Consider the following 15842-nt stretch of genomic DNA (forward strand, 5'->3'; position numbering starts at 1 on the left):
TCAAGAAATTAAATAAAAATATCGTGAAAAAAAATGCTTCTTTTTTGCAGTGATAAGGCAAGATTGAAGCATTTTTTTATTTATAAGACTAAAAAAGCTCAAGTTGTGTGGGCTGCAGTTCTTTAGGCACTTCCGATTTTCCCCAAAAATTCTGGATATTCCCAAATTGCTTGTCGGTTATTCTTAAAATGCTCACTTTTCCTAACGGCGGCAATAATTTCTGTACTCTTTTCTCATGAACGTCTGCACTTTCACTACTGGCACAATGTCGCATATACACCGAATACTGCATCATATTAAAACCGTCTTTTAAAAGCTGGTTCCGAAAACCGGAAGCATTTTTCCGGTCTTTCTTGGTTTCGGTGGGTAAATCAAAAAACACAAATAGCCACATAATGCGATAACCGTTTAAATCCATAATTGTGGGTATTTAATTTTTTTTCGCTCCCCAGTATAACATTGCTGTAAGGAACTTGCCGTTTTTTGCAGTGCTACCATTAAAGGACTCTTTTCGTCTTTAAAATAAACTGTTCGGGTTAAGGTTTGTAAAAGTTCTGCCTTAATCGCTGTTTTCAGTTCCTGTTCTTCATAATGCTGCACTAACTCATAAACCTTTTCATCCACAATGGGCCGAAAAGGCTCCATGATATCGTCTGCCAAAGCAAACGCATTGTACTTGCTCTTATGGTGAATCCCTAACGTATTTAATAAACCACTTCCGGACAAAGCCCTTGCTGTTGCCGCTCTCAATAAAGCATAGCCGTAATTTAAAAAGTTATTCGGATAGTCGCCAAAACGCTCCCTTTTGAAGTTTGCCGTATGAAACTCTTTCCAGTACAGGTTAGCCGCAACAGCTTCCATATTCGAGGTATCGCCACTTAAAACTTTCGAGGCCAGGAAATCAAATTTATTTTTCTTTCCGGTAATTTTTGCCAATAATATCCCCTGATTATTGATTTTCTCTACAATGGTTTGTTGCCAAAGCTTCTTTTTTAAAGGTTCGGAAGCATTAATCTGTTCTTTAAAAATCTCCTGTTGAATGTGGTGGCTGTTTAGGTTAAGAAACATTCCGTTTGGCAAATGATTGGTTCCGCAGACAATTACCGAGGTGTTGTTCTCCAAGAGTAAATTCATTGCCGGAATACTCAAATAAATTTCAGGATTATCAAGAACAATAAATCCTACATCCTCAACCGGAATGCTGCTTTCCCTACTCTCCGATTTCAGTATTAACTGAAGATTCTTAGTGGTTATTGAGGTTTTACTTTCTATTAATAAAGTTCGCTTTATCATAAGAGTAAATTATTTTTTACAACAATTTACTATAAATAAAATTTTATTTGTTTTTTTATCGCCAAAAGGAAATTATAGTCTATATATTACAATTTTGGCGATACCCCCAACCTAAAAACACAGAACCATTAAGAAAATTTCAAGGGTTTACGTTAAGAAGTAGTAGCTGTCTGACCGAAGGGAGTTCGGATAATTTAGAAACCTTTGGAATTTTTAGGTGGCGTGTTTCAGTCTTGAAACCTTTAGGTTCACGAAATCCATAGGCAAAATAACACTTGAGTATTTTTTGTTTCCTTTAACTCATTAGTTAATATTTTGTTTTGGCATTCGTTGAATCGGAGATTTGTATCAAGACAAAAGAAAAGAAGTTGTTCAATTCAAAACAACACAATCGGGACTTTTACAGGCTCAGCCTCCGATTAACTAAAAATCAGCCCCCAATTAACTAAAAAAAGTTCTAAACCCCTTTCAAAACCCACCACCAAAACACCAGCGTCAAAAAAGACATAGGAATCCCGAAACCAATCATCATGTTGGCCAGCTTGGGTTTTAAACCGTAATTGACGGCGACGATGGCTCCGGTAATCATGGGTGCCATGGCGGCTTCCAGTACGGAAACCTGTACCTCCTGCCCTTTTCCGTTTAAAATCATCACGTATAAAAGATAGAAGAAAGCCGGAGTGATGAGGAGTTTAAAAAACAGCCCTAAAGTCAGGAATTTCCAGTGTTTGCTTTTCCAGTCGAATTCGAGTTGCATGCCCACGGCTACTAACGCTATGGGTGTTACGGTTGTTCCCAGACGCTGGAATACCGATTGGAGCATTTCGGGGAAATCAAGCTGCATGACATTGAGTAAAACGGCCACTATAAACGCGATGAAAGGTGGAAACAACAAAATCTTTTTAAAAACCGTAGTTGTGGAATTTTCGGTACTTCGGGAATACAGCGAAGCAATTAAAATCGCTACCGTGGAAACCACCACGAACGAACCCGGCTGATCTACAATAACGGCGGTTTCCAGAGCCTTTTTCCCGTAAACCGCTTCGACAACCGGAAAGCCTACAAACGAGGTATTGCCCAATCCGGCTACTATTATCAAACAACCCGTTAGTTTTTTAGACCAACCAAACACTTTTGAAAACGCCGTAAAAAACAAAAACGACAACCCAAAACCCAGCCATGCAATGCCCAACGGAAACAGCAGTCTTGAACTGATTTCCAGTTTCGGGATATAATACAGCGCCACGGCAGGAAGCGAAATGTAAATCACGAACTGGTTGAGCGTTTTGTAACTTAACGGAGGAAAAGCCGCCATTCTTTTGAGCAGAAAACCCAAAAGCATGCAGACAAAAATGAGTATAATGTTATCCATAACAAACGTTGACGGGCAAAGGTATTACTAATTTGAAATCTATTTACTACTTTTACCAAAAGCTTTGTTTTGAACTCTTCGCATAAAAAATCGGCCTTAAAGGAAAATGACGGTATTGAACAACCGGACAGCATTAGCGCTTCTTCCGTGGAACAAATCCAGAAGTTCCGAAGAAAGCAACCTACTGCCGAAGAACTGATTGCCAACATCCTGAAAGGCGACAAAACCGCCTTAAGCCGCGCCATCACCTTAGTGGAAAGCACCAGCGAAAAGCATCTGGAAAAAGCCAACGACATCATTAAAGGCTGTTTGCCTTATGCGAACCAATCGATTCGGATTGGGATTACGGGCGTTCCGGGTGTGGGAAAATCGACGTTTATTGAGGCTTTCGGAAAATATCTGACTTCGATTGGAAAGAAAGTAGCCGTTTTGGCGGTGGACCCGAGCAGTTCCATTTCGCACGGCAGTATTTTAGGCGATAAAACCCGCATGGAAGAACTGGTGAAAGACGAAAATGCGTACATCCGACCGAGTGCTTCCGGGGAAAGTCTGGGCGGTGTGGCGCGAAAAACAAGGGAAACCATTATTTTATGTGAAGCCTGTGGTTTTGATACCATTCTGATTGAAACCGTGGGTGTCGGTCAAAGTGAAACCGCAGTACACAGTATGGTCGATTTCTTTCTGCTGCTGAATTTAGCCGGTGCCGGTGATGAATTGCAGGGCATCAAACGCGGGATTATGGAAATGGCGGATTTAATCGTAATCAACAAAGCGGACGGCGACAACGTAAAACGCGCCCGATTAGCCAAAACCGAATACAACCGTGCTTTACATCTGTTCCCGATAAAAAACTCGGGCTGGTCACCAAAAGTAACCACCTGTAGCGCGCTTCACAACGAAGGAATTGCAGAAGTTTGGGAAACGATTACCGAGTATTTCAACCTGACAAAAGAAAATCATTACTTCGAACAAAAACGCAAGGAGCAAAACCAATATTGGCTCATTGAAACCATCAACGAACAGTTAAAACAGCATTTCTACAACCATCCGGAAGTACAAAAATTACTGGAGGAAAACAAAAAAGCGGTGCAAAACAATGAGATCTCACCGTTTGCCGCCGCTCAGTTGCTTTTGAACATGTATCATAAATAGACAGCACTGCAAACTGCGACTGTCCAATGAACAATGAACACTGCTTAAGCTTCGTAGCGCTCCATTTCACGATCGTAAAACTCTCCTGCCAAGGTAATTAAATGTTCCATTTCGGATTCCATTTCGTGTTCGTCTTCTTCGTCAATGTCTTCTAAAAATTCCACTGAATCGTCTTTCAGATTGATTAAAAAACGCGGGAATTCTAAGTGAATGATGAAAATATCGTCCGGGAAATCAGTGTTGTCTGCTAATACGAATTTCGGTAATTCCATAAAGGTTATGAATTATAAATTATGAGTTATACGTTTAAAAAAAACTAAATTCCAAATCTTTAATGTCAAATCTATTTTTAACAATATAAGGTCATTAAAGAAAATCTTTCAATCTTTCAATCTTTCAATCTTTCAATTATCAATTTATTACTTAAATGATTAAAGCGAAGATACAAAAATAAGGCGGCTGCGGTTAATCCGGACAATAATCCAATCCAGATGCCGATGGCTTTCAAATCGGTGTACAATCCTAAATAAATCGAAATTGGGAAACCGATTAACCAATACGCAATGAAAGTAATGTACATCGGGATTTTCACATCCTGCAATCCGCGTAAGGCACCTAAAACCACCACCTGAATCCCGTCGGAAATCTGGAAAATGGCAGCGATGATGATTAAATGGGCGGCGATGGAAATCACCTCAGAACTGTCTGCCAACTGCGCAACGTTTTCGGCATTCATAAACAATTCCGGCAAATACGGATGCAGCACCACGAAAATGAAGGCGAAAATCCCCTGAATGATAATTGCTAACAGGAACAACGAACGGGCAACGGTTCGCAGGAGTTTAAAATCCTGAGCACCTTTGTAATTGCCGACTCTCACCATAGCTGCAACGCCCAAACCGGAAACAAACATAAACGTAAAAGTTGCCAGACTCAGGGCTATCTGATTGGCTGCCTGTGCAGTGGTTCCGATTCTTCCGGAAAGCCAGATGGCTCCGGTGAACAACGCCACTTCAAAAAACATCTGCATCGAGGAAGGCAAGCCTAAATTTACAATTTTTTTTACGATATCTTTTTGCAGTTCTCTGAATGAAAATCCCTCAAAATACGTTTTAAAACGCTCTTTGTGAATCAGGGAATAATGGATGTAAATCAACATGACAAAACGGGAAATTACCGTTCCGTAGGCCGCGCCCAACATACCCAGCTTCGGAAAGAACCACAAACCGTAAATCAAAACCACGTTCAGGAAAAAGTGTACCACGTTGCACAGTAAATTCGCCCACATCGCCACTTTGGTTTCCGATTTTCCGTCGGCAAACTGTTTGTAACCCTGAAAGATAATCAGCGGAATTAGTGAAAACGCCACGATATCCAAAAACGGTTTGGCTAAAGTAACCACGTCTTCCGGTTGCCCCATCAGACTAATCAGGGGCTTTGAAAAATAGATAATCAGAAACAGACTGATACCCAAAATGGTACACAAAATCAGGCCGTGATGGAAAATGGTACGTTCTTTATCCACATTTTTCTCGCCGTCTGCTTCTGCTACCAAAGGAGTAATCGCCGTAGAAAAACCTAATCCGATCGACATCGCGATAAACACAAAACTGTTGGCCAGTGAAGCCGCTGCCAGCTCGGTTGGCCCTAATTTCCCTACCATGACGTTATCGATGATGCTCACTAAGGTGTGCCCGAGCATTCCCAGAATAATCGGATAAGCGAGTTTCAGGTTTGCGGAAAATTCTTTTGTATAGTCAGACCAACGCATTTTTCTAAATTTTGGGCAAAGGTAAGAAGTAGATTTTCGGTAACGCTACAGATTTCTGAAAATTTAGCCAAAACAATAAAAAACCAGCAAACTACTGAATATCAAATTTTTACATTTCTTTATTAAGAAACCTTATGAATTTTTAACAGAAGTTTAAGTTTTTCAGACAAACGAAAATCCGGTAAACGCAGTTTTTATACCAACTATCCCTAAAATACCCTATCATGAGAGTAAAACACAAATTTTTAAGGACGTTGTTCCTTTTCGGAATCATCTCGGCTTCTGCGACCGCTTTGGCACAGGAAACCAAACCGGAATATTTACACCATTGGCGCGCAGGATTTGGCCTTAACGGAGGAATCCCTTTAAATAACAACTACAATTTCAGTTTAGGTGTCGATGGCCGTTTACAATACGATTTGACGATGAAGACGTCATTAGCAGCCACAACGGGTTACACGCATTTGTTCAGTTCGGGAAGCGATGCCGGATTTATTCCTGCCAAACTGGGTTTTAAGTCCTTTTTAGGCAATCAGTTTTATGTTTTGGGCGAAGTCGGTGGTGCATTTGGCGTTACCAAAGAATTGGGGAATTCCTTTTTATGGACGCCGGGCATTGGTGTAGCAACCAAACATATCGACATTAGCCTGCGCTATGAAAACTACAACGATTACGATACCGGGCAAATTTCGCTGCGATTGGCTTACGGTTACAAATTATAAATTTTATAAAGCCACAAATGCACGATTTTTAAGTAGTTATACAATTCGTGCATTCGTGGCTATCTCTTTATTTGCTTAACTTTTCCCGGTACAACGCAAAATCCGCTTTTACTTTAGCGTCTAGCTCCGGTTCTTTAATATCGGTATACTTCTGCATTTCTTCCCAGATGATTTTGGCTACCATGTACCGTGCCATATCTTTATCATCAGAGGGAATTACGTACCACGGTGCGTGCGGTTTTGAAGTTTTGTTGATCGCTTCCTCGTAGTATTTCATGTAATCGTCCCAACGGTCGCGTTCTTTTAAATCGCCGGGTGAGAATTTCCAGTGGTGTTCTTCCTCTTCCAAACGGCGTAATAATCGTTTCCGTTGTTCTTCTTTGCTCATGTGGAAATAAAACTTCAGGACAATCGTGCCGTTTTGTACTATGTGTTTCTCGAAATTGTTAATTTGCTCGAAACGGTTTTCCCAGAATTCGGGTGTAATGTCTTCCACTTTTTCAATGCCGGGCAGGTTTTCATTCAAAATGTATTCCGGATGCACTCGGGTAACCAACACATTTTCATAATGCGTACGATTGAACACCGCAAACTTCCCTTTTTCCGGTAACACCAGATAATGCCGCCACAAATAATCGTGCTCCAGCTCGGTGGAATTGGGCGTTTTAAAACTGTGCACCACTACCCCGCGCGGATTGAATTCCTTAAACACTTCGCGAATCAGGCTGTCTTTTCCGGAAGTGTCCATACCTTGCAGACAAATCAGCACGCCGTAACGGTTGTGGGCATACATCACATCCTGCCATTCGCTTAATTTCTTCTGGACTTTATCCAGTTTTTCCTCTTTTTCCTCGTCGTCGATATGCGTTTGCAGTACCGTTGGAAAATCGTTAATCTGAAAAGGAATGGTAATTTTAAAATTATCGGGACTAAATAGTGCCATAATCATTCGCTTTATATACGTAAATATAAGTAATTTTAGGAGCTTTTTCCCGCTTTCCGTTACAATCTTTCCTTGCTTAAAGAAAGCAAGAAAAGGATTTTCACTGCAATCGGGGCTAAACCAAAACACAACATCATGCACAAATTCACCCTGGAAATCCTGTTTCAAATCATCGGAATCGGTTCGGCTTCCGGACTTATGTTTAAAAACAATCAGGTATTGGTTGTAGGCGACAACAGCAGTTATTTTTACGAATACAATATCGCAACCAAAACGCTGGAACGCCATCCGCTCACGGAAAACCCGTCGGAAAACATCGCCAAAAAAGACAAACCCGATTTTGAAGCGGTTACGGAATTTGAAGGCAAAATCTACATTTTTGGCTCCGGTTCCACGGAAAAACGCACCAAAATGATGCAATTGGATGCCAAAACCAAAACTGTTGAAGCAACAACCGATTTAAGTGATTTGTATTTATCGATGCAAACGTTCGCCGAATTGCCCGAAGGCGATTTAAACATTGAAGGCGTGGCACGCAAGGATAACGAGTGGTTTTTCTTCAACAGAGGAAACGGCGCAAAAGGGAAAAATATCGTCTTTACGGTTCAGGGCAAAAACCTGACGGAGGAATTCAACATCATCACCAACGAATACAAACTCCCGAAACTGAAAGGCATTCGCGCCAGTTTTACCGATGCGGTTCTGGTGGGCGACATACTCTATTTCTTAGCAACCGCGGAAAACACTGATTCTACTTATAACGACGGGGAAGTTTTGGGCAGCCTCATCGGAAGCATCGACACCAAAACCATGAAAATCGGCTTTACCAAAAAAATTACCAATACGCATAAATTTGAAGGGTTGACGTTATATAAAGAAACGGAAAAAGAAATCAGTTTTTTGCTTTGTGAAGATAAGGACACGGAGGAATTGAAGGCGGATATTTTTCTGTTAAATCTTAAAAAATAATTTATGAGAAAATTGTTGTTCATTTTTATTGCTTTCCTCAGTTTACAACTGAATGCCCAAACGGATTCCATTAAAAAAACGGGCTGGAAAATTAATGATAAAGCGGTCTTAAGAAATAATCCGGAAGCTGTCTTTGTAGTTAACGGGACTATAGTTCATAAAGATATTACTGAAGTAATTGATCTGAAAAACATTTCCTCAGTAAATATTCTAAAAAATGAAACTGCCACAAAGGCTTATGGAGAAGTGGCAAAAAACGGCGCTGTTCTTATAACCACTAAAAATATTTCTGAGTCTGAATTACAAAAACTATACAAATTATATCCTTACACTACTGAAGAAAACCGTACGGATAATGCATTTCGGATAACCGGAACTGTTTACGACTGTGAAAATTTCCCTGTAGTAGGTGCTACGATTTTAAATTTAAATTCTAAGGCTGAAACCACAGCTGACTTTGATGGAAAATTTTCCTTAGAAGTACGGAACAATGATATTTTAAAAATCGAATTAAGGGATTACAAATCTGAAAGAGTACTGATCGACTCCAAAAAAGAACTTACAATAAAGCTTTCGGAAATTCCGGGTAACATAAAAATAAAAGTAGCAAAACCGGTGATTTATCTGTACCCGACTGTAAAAACCGAAATTGATGTAGTTCTGGATTTCAAAGGAAAACTACGCACTACTTTTCCGAAATATGATAAAGCCTGGAAGGTAACCGCAAAACCTAACGGACAAATTTTTGACAAAAACTCCAAACGGTATTACAGTTCCTTATTTTGGGATGGCGATATCAATTTACCGAACGCGCATTATGGCTATCAGGACGGTTTTGTTGTCGCTAAAGAAAACCTAACTTCTTTCTTTATTGAAAAGTTAGAGCATATCGGATTAATCAATCAGGAAACCAATGATTTTATTCAGTTTTGGCTGCCGATTCTGGAAAAAAACGAGTTCAATTTTATTCATTTTCAGATTAATGATGCCTGCAATGCGATTGCAGAACTTAACGTAACACCAAAGCCTGAAACATCGCTACGGGTTTATATGGAATTTTACGGTCTAAAAGAATTTACTGTCGTTAAAGAGCAACAACTTCACAAAACAGAACGCAAAGGCTTTACACTTGTGGAATGGGGCGGCTCGGAAGTAAAAAACAGCGTTAAAGAATTGAATATCGCTAACTAAACTCATAAAAAATGCCGTTTAAATATCTGATCCTGCTGATTTGTACGACTTTCACATTCGCACAAACACCAAAAACCAAAAAAACACAAATTCCGAACAGGGAACTGAAGTTGAAACGAGAACGTGCTTATCGTAACAGCGGAACTGAAAGAGCCCAAAACGATTTTGACAAAGGAATCTATATTTTACAAACTCTTGGGCAAAAAATTGACAAAGACTTTCATCCTTTTTTCATTAAAACCGCTAAAGAAAAGTACAACATTAAACTAACGGAAGCTCCTTGTGTGATTATTGGCGATCAAAAATATTACGCCATGGCTATGCGCGAAAAAGTATTGCAAAAATTCGGCGATGGTATTGAAGCTAAAATGAAAGCAGAAGCTTTACTGGAGTTCAAACAATCGGAACTTTACAAGACAACCCTTCAGCCCAAAATTGATACCGGTTTTGTTTTTACCGGTGTACATACCAAAGCGAGATTTCCCGGTGAGGAAACCGAAATGCGTAAATTCCTCAAAAACAACATTCAGGAAATTAAAACCCATTCGTACTGGAGCGAAATTGTTTCTTTCATAATAGAAAAAGACGGTTCAATTTCCAACATCAGTTTTCATAAAGAACCGAAAGAGGAAATAAAAAATGAAATCATCCGAATTGTCCAACTAATGCCAAAATGGATTCCGGCTGAATATTATGAGGAAAAAGTTCGCTCTAAACAAAGCATCGGAATATCCTCAAAAAAGGAAATGGTGATGATGGAAGATATCAGGAGAAAAAAAACAACTAATTAAAGATGAAAAAAACACTTGCTCTTTTGTTACTGCCTGTACTTTTCAGTTGTAAAACATATATGAAATTCAATATTGAAGATTTATCCAAAACCGATACTCTTTACAAATTGGACCTGTCTAACCGAAATTTCAAATCACAACCGGATTTGTCTGAATTTACAATATTGGATTTAGACTTATCTCACAACAAGATTGCCCATTTTGAAGAAAAGAAACTGCCAAAAGGAATTTATACTTTAAACATCAGTCACAACAAACTATCGAGAAATATTATCATCCGAGAAAAACGAAATTTTAAAAAACTGGATTTCTCTTTTAATAAAATTGAAGTTTTCTATTATCAAAACGGAATTTCACAAAACCTGAATCTTTCCGACAATCGTTTAAAGGACCTTCAAATGGCGCAATACAACAAAAAGTTGGCTGACACACTTAACGTTGCCAACAATAAAGATTTAGAGACCAAAAGCTGGTATTTCCCACAGTTTTACAACCATTTGGTTAATTACAGTTTGAGTACTAAAAACTAAAAAAGAGAAGGAATACGCGTATTCCTTCTCTTTTTGACGTTCAATACTTAGTGATTGTTAGGGTAAATTGTAAAAAATACACTTGAAAAATGAACGTCTAAAATCTGTAGAATTTTCTTTTATTGCTTAATGTTGTCTTTTTTAGTTTATTGTAATTCCTGCTATTTTTTTTGGATTACTATCAATAAATCTAGTTGAAAATTTAATATGGGAATCACCAAATACAGCAAAGCTTATCAATTCTGTAACTTTGTTATTATCGACAGTGGAAAAATTAATAGAATGCAAATCAATTTTTTCAATTTTGTTAAAAACAGATTGATTTTTAACGATTACAGTTTGGATGATATTTTTATTAAACTCATCAATGTTAATTGTTTTTCTGTTTAAATGATTTGCTAAATTTTCTAAATCTCCGTCTTTTAATTTTTGAATGAATTCTTTTGTAATAGCAAAGTATTGGTCAACTTTGCTAAGCTCTTTTATCGAATAATTGTATTCAAATTTTTTATCAGGCGTTTCGATGCTTACAACTATTAAATCTCTATCATTTCTTTCTTCTTGATTTAGATTATCAAATAGTGTTTTTGCTGCAATTGAAGCTAAATATTCTGAAGGATAACTCCCGTTATTAATATCCGCAACATTTCTTATTTTAATTTCATAAGAATCTATTGAACCCTTGTCAGTACTTGTGAAGTTTGATATTGATGCCGTTACATCATTTGAACCACAATATTCAGCAATTTTATTTCCGGCTTTTGAAAGGTTTTCATAGTTTCTGCAACTCGTTAATGATATTGTGATTAAAATGCTTAATAATATTCTTTTCATCTTTCTTATTATATGGTTATTCGATTTAGTTATGAAACATAAAATTACTGAACCACAACTCACAACTACTTCTCAATCTCCTTCAAACTCTCCATCTTCTTATGCGCCAGGAACCCTTTAATATCTTCAAAATGTTCTTTCACTCTTTTGTGACCGAATTCAAACACTTTTTCTGCCAAACCGTCCAAGAAATCACGGTCGTGGGAAACTAAAATCAGCGTGCCGTCGAAATCTTTTAGTGCGTCTTTGATGATGTCTTTGGTTTTCATGTCCAGGTGATTCGTCGGCTCATCCAGAATCAATACGTTAACCGGTTCCAGCAACAGTTTAATCATCGCCAGGCGGGTTTTTTCTCCACCAGATAGCACTTTTACTTTCTTTTGAATGTCGTCGCCTTTAAACATGAACGCTCCCAATAAATCTTTGATTTTGGTACGCACGTCGCCTACTGCAATCTGATCGATGGTATCAAAAACAGATAATTCGCCATCTAATAATGAGGCCTGATTCTGTGCAAAATACCCAATCTGAGCGTTGTGCCCGATTTCCAGTTTGCCGCCGTCATAATCAATTTCTTTCATGATGGCCTTAATCATGGTCGACTTTCCTTCCCCGTTTTTCCCGACGAAGGCTACTTTCTGACCGCGCTCAATAACCAGATTGGCATCCTTAAACACCACATGGTTGCCATACGATTTTGACAAACCGTCCACTACAACCGGATATTGCCCCGAACGTGGTGAAGGCGGGAATTTCAGTTTTAAGGCTGATGTATCTACCTCATCCACTTCAACCAAAACCAGTTTTTCCAGCATACGAACACGGGATTGTACTTGCTCCGTTTTAGAAAACGTTCCTCTGAAACGCTCAATAAACGCCTGGTTTTCGGCAATGAATTTCTGCTGCTCATCGTAAGCTTTCTGTTGGTGGATTCTTCGGTCTTGTCTTAAAACCAAGTAATCGGAATATTTTGCTTTGTAATCGTAAATTCTTCCCATTGTCACTTCAATGGTTCGATTAGTGATGTTATCGACAAACGCGCGGTCGTGGGAAATCACCATTACCGCTTTCGCCTGATTGATTAAAAATTCCTCTAACCACTGAATACTTTCCATATCTAAATGATTCGTCGGCTCATCCAGAAGAATCAGATCCGGTTTCTTCAAAAGGATTTTCGCCAATTCGATACGCATTCTCCAGCCTCCCGAAAATTCTGAAGTGGAACGGGTAAAGTCTTCTCTTTCAAAACCTAATCCTTTCAGTACTTTTTCTACTTCCGCTTCGTAGTTGACTTCTTCAATGGAATAGTATTTTTCGGAAAGTTCGGAAACGCGCTCGATTAATTTCATGTAGTCGTCGCTTTCATAATCGGTACGGATGGTTAACTGCTCGTTGATGTCGTCGATTTCCTTCTTCATGTTCAGCACATCGGCAAAAGCTTTTGAGGTTTCTTCCATGACCGTACAGTCATCGGCAGTAAGTAAATGCTGAGGCAAATAAGCGATTACAGCATCACTGGGCGCGGATATTCCGCCTCGGGTAGGTTTATTTTCACCGGCTACGATTTTTAAAAGGGTCGATTTCCCGGCGCCGTTTTTTCCCATCAGGGCGATTCGGTCGTTTTCATTAATGGCAAAAGTGATGTCGCTGAACAGGGTCGTTCCGCCAAATTCCACTGCGATGTCGTTTACTGTAATCATTTTAGACTGTTGGATTTTTTTTAGATTGCTGATACTTAAAATACCGGCCTGTCTTCTTTTGAAGGTGCAAAGATAACTGAATTTAAGAATGAGACAATTTGAAAATCTGAAAATGATTTTCTGTAACTTTGGTATTCTAAATTCATCAGTCATGGAAAAAATAACATTTACAACAACCATTAACGCCCCGAAAGAAAAAATATGGAAAACCCTTTGGGAAGATGCTACGTACCGAAAATGGACTGCGGTTTTTAGTGAAGGTTCCCGCGCCGTATCCGACTGGAAAGAAGGCAGTAAGGTGCATTTCCTCAACGAAAACAACGACGGGATGTACAGTATAATAGACAAATGTGTAACAAATGAGTGTATGCATTTCAAACACCTCGGCAACATTAAAAACGGGCAAGAGCAACCGCAGGATGAAACTACCGAGAACTGGTCGGGCTCAATGGAAAATTACAACCTCACCGAAACGCAAAACGGCACGCAACTAAACGTTGAAATGGATATTATTGCAGAGTATAAAGATTATTTTACGGAGAAGTTTCCGCTGGCTTTGGAGAAAGTAAAGGAATTGTCTGAATAAAAAAAGCCTCGATTTACTCGAGGCTTTTTTATGAATTATATTTTCTACTCTTCCTCATCCATTTCGAAAAACAGCGGTTCAATCATGATTTTATCGGCCATGATTTCGACTTTTTCGGTTATGGCAGAACAGAAAAACAAACGTTGTGTTTTGGCAATACTGTCTGAAATCCGGGTTACTTTTGGTTCCATGCGGTTTTTGAAAAGCACATCGGCATCGTCTACTACAAACATTTTCAACTGGTTGACATCGTAACCTGCTGTAGCAAACATATCGTTCAGACGGTTCGGAGTGCCGACAAGTACATCGATTCCGACAGAAATCTGGTTTTTATCGTAATCCATATCGCTTTTGTCGTGGGTGCCGTAAACCCGTAAATCGGTATATTTCCCTAATTCGGAAAACATCTCCAGCATTTCGAGCATTTTTCCTTTGTCTTCCACGATGATTAAAGCTCTGGGCGACACCATGTGCGCTTTCTCCAAACGCTGGATGACATTTAAAACAATAGTTGTAGTTTTCCCACTTCCGCCAACGGACTGAATCACGGCATCAGCACCGCTTTTGATGGTGGAAAAGGTTTCCTGCTGCATTTCGTTGGCTTCGGTTAAACCGAGCTCAATTAGGGCTTTTTGCAGGTTGGGGTTTATTTTTTTTAATTGCATTTCTATTTGTAATTACATTCACATTTCTCTTCATTCCAACTTCCTCCATTATCTAAACATTGATCAATTCTGATGAAGTCATAAATTTGGAAAACCAGAAAAAGCACCGCTACTAAAACTAAGACGTATAAAATTTTCTTCTTTTTCAAAACACCTATTTCGAAGCAAACAGTTTCACATCATTCTCTGATATTTCGGAGCCACCTAAAATAATAAGACGTTCCACGACATTGCGCAACTCCCGGATATTCCCGGTCCAGTCGTATTCCTGCAGCAATTTTATGGCGCCGTCTGAAAACTTCTTCATCGCATTGCCTTGTTCGGAAGCGATTTTCTCGGCAAAATGATTGATGAGCAACGGAATGTCGTCACGTCGGTCGTTCAACGCCGGAACTTTGATTAAAATTACGGCCAGACGATGGTACAAATCCTCACGGAAACGGCCTTCGGCTATCTCTTTTTTCAGGTCTTTATTGGTAGCGGCTACCACGCGTACATCAATTTTAATGTCTTTGTCTGCTCCTACTCGCTGGATGAGATTTTCCTGCAACGCGCGCAATACTTTCGCCTGTGCAGACAAACTCATATCGCCGATTTCATCCAGGAAGATGGTTCCTCCGTTAGCGGCTTCGAATTTTCCGGCGCGGTCTTTCACGGCAGACGTAAAAGCGCCTTTCACATGACCAAACAACTCACTTTCAATCAGTTCTGACGGTATGGCCGCACAGTTGACTTCGATTAGCGGTGCTGCGGAACGCTCGCTTTTTTCGTGCAGCTGATGGGCCACCAGTTCTTTTCCGGTTCCGTTGGGTCCCGTAATTAGCACGCGGGCTTCGGTGGGTGCTACTTTTTCAATCATTTCTTTGATTTGATTGATGGGTTCGCTTTCCCCTATCATTTCGTAGTTTTTGGAGACTTTCTTTTTTAAGATTTTGTTCTCCACTACGAGTTGTTTTCGGTCTAGAGCATTGCGGACTGTGTTGAGCAAACGGTTCAAATCCGGTGGTTTGGAAATGTAGTCGAACGCTCCTAAACGCATGGTGTTGACTGCGGTTTCCAAATCGCCGTGGCCGGAAATCATGACCATCGGGATTTCGGGTTTGATTTTTTTAACGGCTTCGAGCACTTCTTCGCCGTCCATTTTCGGCATTTTGATATCGCACAACACCAAATCGTAATCTTCGTTCTTGATTTTCTCTAAGCCCTGAAGGCCGTCTTCGGCTTCGTCTACTTTATAGGTGTCGCTTTCTTCCGAAAGGATTTTGGTTAAAACCCTGCGGATGGCGGCTTCGTCTTCTATGATTAAAATTTTTGACATAATTG

The 15842-nt window shown here is 39.6% G+C and carries 17 protein-coding genes; 7 read left to right on the forward strand and 10 right to left on the reverse strand.

Features of this window, described 5'->3' with window-relative positions:
* Positions 1 to 88: 88 nt before the first annotated feature.
* From cas2 to G498_RS0110935, 3 genes are all read right to left on the reverse strand, one after another.
* On the reverse strand, positions 89 to 418 hold the full coding sequence (gene cas2 / locus G498_RS0110925) for a CRISPR-associated endonuclease Cas2 (protein ID WP_026981180.1): 330 nt from the start codon (positions 416 to 418) through the stop codon (positions 89 to 91).
* A complete protein-coding gene (gene cas1, locus G498_RS0110930; RefSeq protein WP_026981181.1) occupies positions 409 to 1293 on the reverse strand; it encodes a type II CRISPR-associated endonuclease Cas1 in 885 nt (294 codons plus the stop codon). The genes cas2 and cas1 overlap by 10 nt, the downstream gene beginning before the upstream one ends.
* Before the next feature lie 457 nt (positions 1294 to 1750).
* Positions 1751 to 2665, reverse strand: coding sequence for an AEC family transporter (locus tag G498_RS0110935; protein WP_026981182.1), 915 nt, complete (start codon positions 2663 to 2665; stop codon positions 1751 to 1753).
* A 69-nt stretch (positions 2666 to 2734) separates the two neighbouring features.
* Here G498_RS0110935 and meaB point away from each other — a divergent pair, with 69 nt between their 5' ends.
* Entirely contained in the window at positions 2735 to 3817 is a 1083-nt protein-coding gene (meaB, locus tag G498_RS0110940) for a methylmalonyl Co-A mutase-associated GTPase MeaB (protein WP_026981183.1), read from the forward strand.
* Positions 3818 to 3861: 44 nt separating this feature from the next.
* Here meaB and G498_RS0110945 read toward each other — a convergent pair whose 3' ends face one another.
* Together G498_RS0110945 and G498_RS0110950 are read right to left on the reverse strand one after the other, a co-directional pair.
* A complete protein-coding gene (locus G498_RS0110945) occupies positions 3862 to 4089 on the reverse strand; it encodes a hypothetical protein (protein ID WP_026981184.1) in 228 nt (75 codons plus the stop codon).
* Positions 4090 to 4205: 116 nt separating this feature from the next.
* Complete coding sequence (locus G498_RS0110950) at positions 4206 to 5588, reverse strand: MATE family efflux transporter (protein ID WP_026981185.1); 1383 nt, start codon at positions 5586 to 5588, stop codon at positions 4206 to 4208.
* A 224-nt stretch (positions 5589 to 5812) separates the two neighbouring features.
* On the opposite strand from G498_RS0110950, the gene G498_RS0110955 reads away from it, so the two are divergent.
* Positions 5813 to 6310 carry a hypothetical protein gene (locus tag G498_RS0110955; RefSeq protein ID WP_026981186.1) on the forward strand — a complete coding sequence of 166 codons (498 nt, stop codon included), beginning with the start codon at positions 5813 to 5815 and terminating at the stop codon, positions 6308 to 6310.
* A 67-nt stretch (positions 6311 to 6377) separates the two neighbouring features.
* Here G498_RS0110955 and G498_RS0110960 read toward each other — a convergent pair whose 3' ends face one another.
* On the reverse strand, positions 6378 to 7253 hold the full coding sequence (locus G498_RS0110960; protein WP_026981187.1) for a PPK2 family polyphosphate kinase: 876 nt from the start codon (positions 7251 to 7253) through the stop codon (positions 6378 to 6380).
* A gap of 135 nt (positions 7254 to 7388) precedes the next feature.
* On the opposite strand from G498_RS0110960, the gene G498_RS0110965 reads away from it, so the two are divergent.
* The 4 genes from G498_RS0110965 to G498_RS0110980 are packed head-to-tail and all read left to right on the forward strand — an operon-like array spanning position 7389 to position 10734.
* A complete protein-coding gene (locus G498_RS0110965) occupies positions 7389 to 8222 on the forward strand; it encodes a DUF6929 family protein (RefSeq protein ID WP_026981188.1) in 834 nt (277 codons plus the stop codon).
* A 3-nt stretch (positions 8223 to 8225) separates the two neighbouring features.
* Positions 8226 to 9413 (forward strand): carboxypeptidase-like regulatory domain-containing protein, encoded by a 1188-nt coding sequence (locus G498_RS15495; protein WP_051269864.1) that lies wholly within the window; start codon positions 8226 to 8228, stop codon positions 9411 to 9413.
* A gap of 11 nt (positions 9414 to 9424) precedes the next feature.
* Positions 9425 to 10204 (forward strand): energy transducer TonB, encoded by a 780-nt coding sequence (locus tag G498_RS15500; RefSeq protein ID WP_026981189.1) that lies wholly within the window; start codon positions 9425 to 9427, stop codon positions 10202 to 10204.
* Positions 10205 to 10263: 59 nt separating this feature from the next.
* Positions 10264 to 10734 (forward strand): hypothetical protein, encoded by a 471-nt coding sequence (locus G498_RS0110980; RefSeq protein WP_026981190.1) that lies wholly within the window; start codon positions 10264 to 10266, stop codon positions 10732 to 10734.
* A gap of 141 nt (positions 10735 to 10875) precedes the next feature.
* Here the strand turns inward: G498_RS0110980 and G498_RS0110985 are convergent, their stop codons facing one another.
* Both G498_RS0110985 and G498_RS0110990 read right to left on the reverse strand, forming a co-directional pair.
* Positions 10876 to 11568: a hypothetical protein gene (locus tag G498_RS0110985; RefSeq protein ID WP_026981191.1), complete on the reverse strand. Its 693-nt coding sequence runs from the start codon at positions 11566 to 11568 to the stop codon at positions 10876 to 10878.
* Positions 11569 to 11633: 65 nt separating this feature from the next.
* On the reverse strand, positions 11634 to 13268 hold the full coding sequence (locus G498_RS0110990) for an ABC-F family ATP-binding cassette domain-containing protein (RefSeq protein ID WP_026981192.1): 1635 nt from the start codon (positions 13266 to 13268) through the stop codon (positions 11634 to 11636).
* A 151-nt stretch (positions 13269 to 13419) separates the two neighbouring features.
* On the opposite strand from G498_RS0110990, the gene G498_RS0110995 reads away from it, so the two are divergent.
* The gene (locus tag G498_RS0110995) at positions 13420 to 13854 is read left to right on the forward strand and encodes an SRPBCC domain-containing protein (protein WP_026981193.1); all 435 of its coding nucleotides are present in this window, start codon (positions 13420 to 13422) and stop codon (positions 13852 to 13854) included.
* 44 nt (positions 13855 to 13898) lie between these two features.
* Here G498_RS0110995 and G498_RS0111000 read toward each other — a convergent pair whose 3' ends face one another.
* Complete coding sequence (locus G498_RS0111000; RefSeq protein ID WP_026981194.1) at positions 13899 to 14519, reverse strand: DEAD/DEAH box helicase; 621 nt, start codon at positions 14517 to 14519, stop codon at positions 13899 to 13901.
* A gap of 154 nt (positions 14520 to 14673) precedes the next feature.
* Positions 14674 to 15837 (reverse strand): sigma-54-dependent transcriptional regulator, encoded by a 1164-nt coding sequence (locus tag G498_RS0111005; protein ID WP_026981195.1) that lies wholly within the window; start codon positions 15835 to 15837, stop codon positions 14674 to 14676.
* Between the last annotated feature and the right edge of the window lie 5 nt (positions 15838 to 15842).

This window comes from Flavobacterium suncheonense GH29-5 = DSM 17707 (genome assembly GCF_000430025.1).
Classification (GTDB): Bacteria; Bacteroidota; Bacteroidia; order Flavobacteriales; family Flavobacteriaceae; genus Flavobacterium; species Flavobacterium suncheonense.

Bases quoted from the DNA above. Each gene is read 5' to 3' on its own strand.
- cas2 (WP_026981180.1), bottom strand. From the start codon at position 418: ATGGATTTAAACGGTTATCGCATTATGTGGCTATTTGTGTTTTTTGAT.
- cas1 (WP_026981181.1), bottom strand. From the start codon at position 1,293: ATGATAAAGCGAACTTTATTAATAGAAAGTAAAACCTCAATAACCACT.
- G498_RS0110935 (WP_026981182.1), bottom strand. From the start codon at position 2,665: ATGGATAACATTATACTCATTTTTGTCTGCATGCTTTTGGGTTTTCTG.
- G498_RS0110945 (WP_026981184.1), bottom strand. From the start codon at position 4,089: ATGGAATTACCGAAATTCGTATTAGCAGACAACACTGATTTCCCGGAC.
- G498_RS0110950 (WP_026981185.1), bottom strand. From the start codon at position 5,588: ATGCGTTGGTCTGACTATACAAAAGAATTTTCCGCAAACCTGAAACTC.
- G498_RS0110955 (WP_026981186.1), top strand. From the start codon at position 5,813: ATGAGAGTAAAACACAAATTTTTAAGGACGTTGTTCCTTTTCGGAATC.
- G498_RS0110960 (WP_026981187.1), bottom strand. From the start codon at position 7,253: ATGGCACTATTTAGTCCCGATAATTTTAAAATTACCATTCCTTTTCAG.
- G498_RS0110965 (WP_026981188.1), top strand. From the start codon at position 7,389: ATGCACAAATTCACCCTGGAAATCCTGTTTCAAATCATCGGAATCGGT.
- G498_RS15495 (WP_051269864.1), top strand. From the start codon at position 8,226: ATGAGAAAATTGTTGTTCATTTTTATTGCTTTCCTCAGTTTACAACTG.
- G498_RS15500 (WP_026981189.1), top strand. From the start codon at position 9,425: ATGCCGTTTAAATATCTGATCCTGCTGATTTGTACGACTTTCACATTC.
- G498_RS0110980 (WP_026981190.1), top strand. From the start codon at position 10,264: ATGAAATTCAATATTGAAGATTTATCCAAAACCGATACTCTTTACAAA.
- G498_RS0110985 (WP_026981191.1), bottom strand. From the start codon at position 11,568: ATGAAAAGAATATTATTAAGCATTTTAATCACAATATCATTAACGAGT.
- G498_RS0110990 (WP_026981192.1), bottom strand. From the start codon at position 13,268: ATGATTACAGTAAACGACATCGCAGTGGAATTTGGCGGAACGACCCTG.
- G498_RS0110995 (WP_026981193.1), top strand. From the start codon at position 13,420: ATGGAAAAAATAACATTTACAACAACCATTAACGCCCCGAAAGAAAAA.
- G498_RS0111000 (WP_026981194.1), bottom strand. From the start codon at position 14,519: ATGCAATTAAAAAAAATAAACCCCAACCTGCAAAAAGCCCTAATTGAG.
- G498_RS0111005 (WP_026981195.1), bottom strand. From the start codon at position 15,837: ATGTCAAAAATTTTAATCATAGAAGACGAAGCCGCCATCCGCAGGGTT.